Consider the following 4,951-nt stretch of genomic DNA (forward strand, 5'->3'; position numbering starts at 1 on the left):
CTTAATCTGGAAGGTTTAGACCATGATCCAGATGCAAACTAACCTGGAAGTCGCTGACAATTCTGGCGCTCGCCGGGTCATGTGCATCAAGGTGTTGGGCGGCGCTGGCCGTCGCTACGCCAGCGTGGGCGACGTCATCGTCGTCTCCGTCAAGGAAGCCATTCCGCGCGGTCGCGTGAAGAAGGGTGACGTGCTTCGCGCCGTCGTCGTTCGGGTGAATCAAAATCTGAAGCGCAAGGATGGCTCGGTCATCCGCTTCGATAAGAACGCCGCGGTGATCGTGAACAAGCAGAGCGAGCCGGTCGGCACGCGGATCTTCGGCCCGGTTCCCCGTGAACTGCGCGCCAAGAACCACATGAAGATCATCTCCCTCGCTCCGGAGGTGCTGTAATGGCCGCTAAGATCAAGAAGGGCGACCGCGTCGTCGTTCTGGCCGGCAAGGACAAGGGCAAGCAAGGCGCTGTCCTGCAAGTCCTGCCCAAGGACAACCGCGTTGTCGTGGAAGGCGTGAACATGGTTTCGCGTCACACCAAGGCGACCCAGGCCGACCCGCAAGGCGGCATCAAGCACAAGGAAGCCGCGCTGCACGTCTCGAACGTCGCCGTCGTGGACTCCAACGGCAAGCCCACCCGCGTCGGCTTCAAGATCGAAGGCGACAAGAAGGTGCGCGTCGCCAAGACGACCGGCGAGGTGATCAATGGCTGATCAAGCTTACGAGCCCCGGCTGAAGACCGTTTATCGCGAGCGCATCCGCGCCGCGATGAAGGAGCAGTTCGGCTACACCAACGAGATGCAGATCCCCAAGCTGGACAAGATCGTCCTGAACATGGGTATCGGCGAGGCCGTGGCCGACTCCAAGAAGGCCCAGACCGCTCTGAAGGACCTGCAGGCGATCGCCGGCCAAAAGCCCGTCGCCACCAAGGCCCGCAAGTCGATCGCCGGCTTCAAGCTGCGCGAAGGCATGGTGGTCGGCGCGAAGGTGACCCTTCGCAAGGACCGGATGTACGAATTCCTCGACCGCCTGGTCACGATCGCGCTGCCGCGCGTGAAGGACTTCCGCGGCCTGAACGGCAAGAGCTTCGACGGCCGTGGCAACTACGCCATGGGCCTGAAGGAGCACCTGGTGTTCCCGGAAATCAACTATGACCAGATCGAACAGATCTGGGGCATGGACATCATCGTTTGCACCACTGCGAAGTCCGACCAGGAAGCCAAGGCTCTCCTGAAGGAATTCCAGTTCCCGTTCGTCAACTAAGAGAGCGGGAAGGGAAAAAACCATGGCCAAGAAAAGCGCCGTCAACCGCAACGAAGCCGTTCGGGCTCTCGTCAAGAAGTTCGCCGAAAAGCGCGCCGCGCTGAAGGCGATCGCCAACGACGAAAGCCTGCCGCTCGAGGAGCGCTTCGAAGCTCGCCTCAAGCTCGCCAAGCTGCCGCGTAACAGCGCCGCGATCCGCATCCGCAATCGCTGCGAAGTCACCGGCCGTCCGCGCGCCTATTACCGCAAGCTGAAGATGAGCCGTATCGCGCTCCGCGAACTGGGTTCGCAGGGCCAGATCCCCGGCCTCGTCAAGTCGAGCTGGTAAGGACGATCAGATGTCGATGAACGATCCCCTGAGCGATATGATCGCTCGCATCAAGAACGCCGCGACGCGCAAGCGCTCGAAGGTCTCGACGCCGGCTTCCAAGCTGCGCGCCCGCGTCCTCGACGTGCTGGCCGACGAAGGCTACATCCGCGGCTACTCGCTGGTCGAGAAGCCCGGTGCGTTCCCCGAATTCGAGATCGAGCTCAAGTATTTTGACGGTGAGCCCGTGATCGCCGAGATCAGCCGCGTGTCCAAGCCTGGCCGTCGCGTCTATTCGTCGATCAAGGACCTGAAGCCGATCAAGAACGGCCTGGGCATCTCGATCCTTTCGACGCCGAAGGGCGTCATGTCGGACACCGCCGCGCGCGACGCTAATGTCGGCGGCGAAGTCCTCTGCCGCGTCTACTAGGCGCGGGAGGGAAAGAGCATGTCACGTATCGGTAAGAAAGCCGTCGCAATCCCCTCGGGCGTGCAAGTCACGCTCGCGGGTCAGACGGTCACGGTGAAGGGCCCCAAGGGTCAGTTGTCGTGGACGATCGCCGACGAAGTCGAGGTCAAGCAAGAGGGCGCTGAGCTCCTGCTGACCCCGCGCGTCGACACGAAGCGCGCCAAGGGCATGTGGGGCCTGTCCCGCACGCTGGTGGCCAACATGGTGCACGGTGTGACCACCGGCTTCGAGGAAAGCCTCGAACTGGTCGGCGTCGGTTACCGCGCGGCCATGAAGGGCACCGCCCTGAGCCTCCAGCTCGGTTTCAGCCACGATGTGGACGTTGCGGCCCCGGCCGGCATCACGTTCGCGACGCCGAAGCAAACCGAAATCAAGATCGCCGGCATCGACAAGCAGGCGGTCGGCGAGATTGCCGCGAAGATCCGCCGCATTCGTCCGCCGGAGCCCTACAAGGGCAAGGGCGTGCGTTATGCGGGCGAGAAGGTTCGCCGCAAGGAAGGCAAGAAGAAGTAAGCCATGGCGCTCTCTCCTCGTGAATCGGCGGCCAAGCGCGCTCAGCGCGTTCGCACCCGCCTCAAGAGCCTCGCCAACGGTCGTCCGCGTCTGTCGGTCTTCCGTTCGTCGAAGAACATCTACGCCCAGATCATCGATGATGAACGCGGCGTGACCCTGGCGTCGGCTTCCACTCTGGAAGCCGAAGGCAAGGGCGCGGACAAGGATGCCGCCGCCGCTGTCGGCAAGCTCGTCGCCGAGCGCGCCATCGAAAAGGGCGTCAAGGACGTCGTGTTCGATCGTGGCGGTTACATCTTCCACGGCCGGGTGAAAGCCCTGGCCGACGCCGCGCGCGAAGCCGGCCTGAACTTCTAAGGGAACGAAAATGGCTCGTGGTGACCAACAGCGCGGTGAAGGCGGTCAACGCCGTGACCGTCGCGACCGCAACGCCCCCGAAGAGCGGGTCGACAGCGACATCGTCGAAAAGCTCGTCCACATCAACCGCGTCGCCGCCACCGTGAAGGGTGGTCGTCGCTTCAGCTTCGCCGCTCTGATGGTCGTTGGCGACCAAAAGGGCCGCGTCGGCTTCGGTCATGGCAAGGCGCGTGAAGTGCCGGAAGCCATCCGCAAGGCGACCGAAGAAGCCAAGAAGACGATGATCCGCGTTCCGCTGCGCGAATCCCGCACCCTGCACCACGACGGCGCTGGCCGTTGGGGCGCGGGCAAGGTGATGATGCGCTCGGCGCCTCCCGGCACCGGCGTCATCGCCGGCGGTCCGATGCGCGCGGTTCTCGAAACCCTGGGCGTCCAGGACGTCGTGGCCAAGTCGACGGGTTCCTCGAACCCGTACAACATGGTGCGCGCCACGTTCGAAGCCCTGAAGGTGCAATCGTCGCCCCGCCAGATCGCCGCCAAGCGCGGCAAGAAGGTTGGCGACATTCTCGGCCGTCGCGCCGACGGCGCTTCGTCGCCGGAAGCCATCGAGGGTTAAGTCATGGCTGAAGCCAAGCAAGTCACGGTGCGCCAGACCGGCAGCCCGATCCGTCGCGAAAAGGACCAGCGCGCCACGCTCGCCGGTCTGGGTCTGAACAAGCTGGGCCGCGTGTCCACGCTGGAAGACACCCCGTCGGTCCGCGGCATGATCCGCAAGGTCCAGCACCTGCTGGAAATCGTCGAGTAGTCCTCTACAAGACGCGAAATACGCCACCCCGGTGAAAGCCGGGGTGGTTTTCGTTTGAAATCCCCATTTGATTTTTCGGTCGTTTTGGGGTTTTAAGCGCGCTCTGTTTTTCAAAAGCCGAGTCCGGACCACGTCCGGGCGCAGATCTCCAAGGAGAGGCACATATGACCAAGCTGAACGAACTGGCTCCCCGCGAAGGCTCGACCAAGGGCCGCATGCGCGTCGGCCGCGGCCCGGGTTCGGGCAAGGGCAAGACCAGCGGCCGCGGCGTGAAGGGCCAAAAGTCGCGTACCGGCGTCTCGATCAACGGCTTCGAAGGCGGTCAAATGCCGCTGCACATGCGTATGCCGAAGCGCGGCTTCAACAACCCCTTCCGCCTGGAGTTCGCCGAAGTGAACCTGTGGCGCCTGGAGCAGGCCGTCGCCGCCGGCAAGCTGAAGGCCGGCGCTGACGTTTCGGTCGCCGACCTGGTCGCCGCCGGCGTGATCCGTCGCGAACTGGACGGCGTGAAGCTGCTGGGCAAGGGCGAGATCAAGACCGCCCTGAAGCTGACCGTCTACTCGGCCACCGAAGCCGCCATCAAGGCCGTCGAGGCCGCCGGTGGTTCGGTCACCGTGACCAAGAAGGTCAAGGCGGAAGCCGAAGCCTAATCCTTATAAACTGTCATCCCGGCCCAGCGCGAAGCGCGCCGAGCCGGGACCGCGGCACGCGTCGGCGTTTCCGGCGGTCCCGGCTCTCCACTTCGTTCCGGCCGGGATGACAGTTCTTTTCGAGGCTCGCCGTGACATCGCGGCGAGCCTCACCTATTTGTGGCGCTCTCCTCGGATCGAGTCCGGTCCGGGAAACCTAATTTCAGAGCACGGTCGCCGCCGAACCGGTATTGGCTTTCGGCTATCGCGCTCCTGAGTCGTGGGGATCTGTATGGCCTCGGCCGCCGAACAACTCGCAGCCAACATGAACTTCGCGTCGTTCCAAAAGGCGACCGAACTTCACAAGCGTATCTGGTTCACGATCATCGCCCTGGTCGTCTACCGCCTCGGCTCGTACGTCCCGATCCCCGGGATCGACGTCAACGCCTTCGCCCGGCTGTTCAACAGCAATTCCGAAGGCATCCTGGGCATGTTCAACATGTTCTCGGGCGGCGCCGTGTCGCGGATGGCGATCTTCTCGCTGAACGTCATGCCCTATATCAGCGCCTCGATCATCGTGCAGCTGATGGGCACGGTGTATCCGCCGTGGGAGAAGCTG

General features: G+C 63.4%; 10 protein-coding genes and 1 pseudogene. All 11 read left to right on the forward strand.

Going from position 1 to position 4,951, the window contains the following annotated elements; translation table 11 throughout:
• Positions 1-22: 22 nt before the first annotated feature.
• Positions 23-391: a 50S ribosomal protein L14 gene (gene rplN, locus DI526_RS23055; protein ID WP_010919137.1), complete on the forward strand. Its 369-nt coding sequence runs from the start codon at positions 23-25 to the stop codon at positions 389-391.
• Positions 391-705 carry a 50S ribosomal protein L24 gene (gene rplX, locus DI526_RS23060; RefSeq protein WP_304283290.1) on the forward strand — a complete coding sequence of 105 codons (315 nt, stop codon included), beginning with the start codon at positions 391-393 and terminating at the stop codon, positions 703-705. The genes rplN and rplX overlap by 1 nt, the downstream gene beginning before the upstream one ends.
• Complete coding sequence (gene rplE, locus DI526_RS23065) at positions 698-1,255, forward strand: 50S ribosomal protein L5 (RefSeq protein ID WP_010919139.1); 558 nt, start codon at positions 698-700, stop codon at positions 1,253-1,255. Before rplX ends, rplE begins: the two co-directional genes overlap by 8 nt.
• A gap of 22 nt (positions 1,256-1,277) precedes the next feature.
• Entirely contained in the window at positions 1,278-1,583 is a 306-nt protein-coding gene (gene rpsN, locus DI526_RS23070; protein WP_013078655.1) for a 30S ribosomal protein S14, read from the forward strand.
• A gap of 10 nt (positions 1,584-1,593) precedes the next feature.
• A complete protein-coding gene (rpsH, locus tag DI526_RS23075) occupies positions 1,594-1,992 on the forward strand; it encodes a 30S ribosomal protein S8 (RefSeq protein ID WP_013078656.1) in 399 nt (132 codons plus the stop codon).
• Between the two features lie 18 nt (positions 1,993-2,010).
• Positions 2,011-2,544 (forward strand): 50S ribosomal protein L6, encoded by a 534-nt coding sequence (gene rplF / locus DI526_RS23080; RefSeq protein ID WP_304283304.1) that lies wholly within the window; start codon positions 2,011-2,013, stop codon positions 2,542-2,544.
• Positions 2,545-2,547: 3 nt separating this feature from the next.
• Positions 2,548-2,898, forward strand: a complete 351-nt coding sequence (gene rplR, locus DI526_RS23085; protein ID WP_252634392.1) for a 50S ribosomal protein L18 — start codon at positions 2,548-2,550, stop codon at positions 2,896-2,898.
• A 10-nt stretch (positions 2,899-2,908) separates the two neighbouring features.
• Positions 2,909-3,514 carry a 30S ribosomal protein S5 gene (gene rpsE, locus DI526_RS23090; RefSeq protein WP_304283310.1) on the forward strand — a complete coding sequence of 202 codons (606 nt, stop codon included), beginning with the start codon at positions 2,909-2,911 and terminating at the stop codon, positions 3,512-3,514.
• 3 nt (positions 3,515-3,517) lie between these two features.
• Complete coding sequence (gene rpmD, locus DI526_RS23095; RefSeq protein WP_013078659.1) at positions 3,518-3,703, forward strand: 50S ribosomal protein L30; 186 nt, start codon at positions 3,518-3,520, stop codon at positions 3,701-3,703.
• A 164-nt stretch (positions 3,704-3,867) separates the two neighbouring features.
• Positions 3,868-4,353 carry a 50S ribosomal protein L15 gene (gene rplO, locus DI526_RS23100; RefSeq protein ID WP_304283315.1) on the forward strand — a complete coding sequence of 162 codons (486 nt, stop codon included), beginning with the start codon at positions 3,868-3,870 and terminating at the stop codon, positions 4,351-4,353.
• Between the two features lie 271 nt (positions 4,354-4,624).
• Positions 4,625-4,951, forward strand: a pseudogene (locus DI526_RS23105) (preprotein translocase subunit SecY); the annotation flags it as partial.

The sequence above is a fragment of the Caulobacter segnis genome, from assembly GCF_003243465.1.
GTDB classification, from domain to species: Bacteria; Pseudomonadota; Alphaproteobacteria; order Caulobacterales; family Caulobacteraceae; genus Caulobacter; species Caulobacter segnis_A.

Coding starts and splice junctions, on each gene's coding strand:
- rplN (WP_010919137.1), top strand. CDS start 23: ATGATCCAGATGCAAACTAACCTGGAAGTCGCTGACAATTCTGGCGCT.
- rplX (WP_304283290.1), top strand. CDS start 391: ATGGCCGCTAAGATCAAGAAGGGCGACCGCGTCGTCGTTCTGGCCGGC.
- rplE (WP_010919139.1), top strand. CDS start 698: ATGGCTGATCAAGCTTACGAGCCCCGGCTGAAGACCGTTTATCGCGAG.
- rpsN (WP_013078655.1), top strand. CDS start 1,278: ATGGCCAAGAAAAGCGCCGTCAACCGCAACGAAGCCGTTCGGGCTCTC.
- rpsH (WP_013078656.1), top strand. CDS start 1,594: ATGTCGATGAACGATCCCCTGAGCGATATGATCGCTCGCATCAAGAAC.
- rplF (WP_304283304.1), top strand. CDS start 2,011: ATGTCACGTATCGGTAAGAAAGCCGTCGCAATCCCCTCGGGCGTGCAA.
- rplR (WP_252634392.1), top strand. CDS start 2,548: ATGGCGCTCTCTCCTCGTGAATCGGCGGCCAAGCGCGCTCAGCGCGTT.
- rpsE (WP_304283310.1), top strand. CDS start 2,909: ATGGCTCGTGGTGACCAACAGCGCGGTGAAGGCGGTCAACGCCGTGAC.
- rpmD (WP_013078659.1), top strand. CDS start 3,518: ATGGCTGAAGCCAAGCAAGTCACGGTGCGCCAGACCGGCAGCCCGATC.
- rplO (WP_304283315.1), top strand. CDS start 3,868: ATGACCAAGCTGAACGAACTGGCTCCCCGCGAAGGCTCGACCAAGGGC.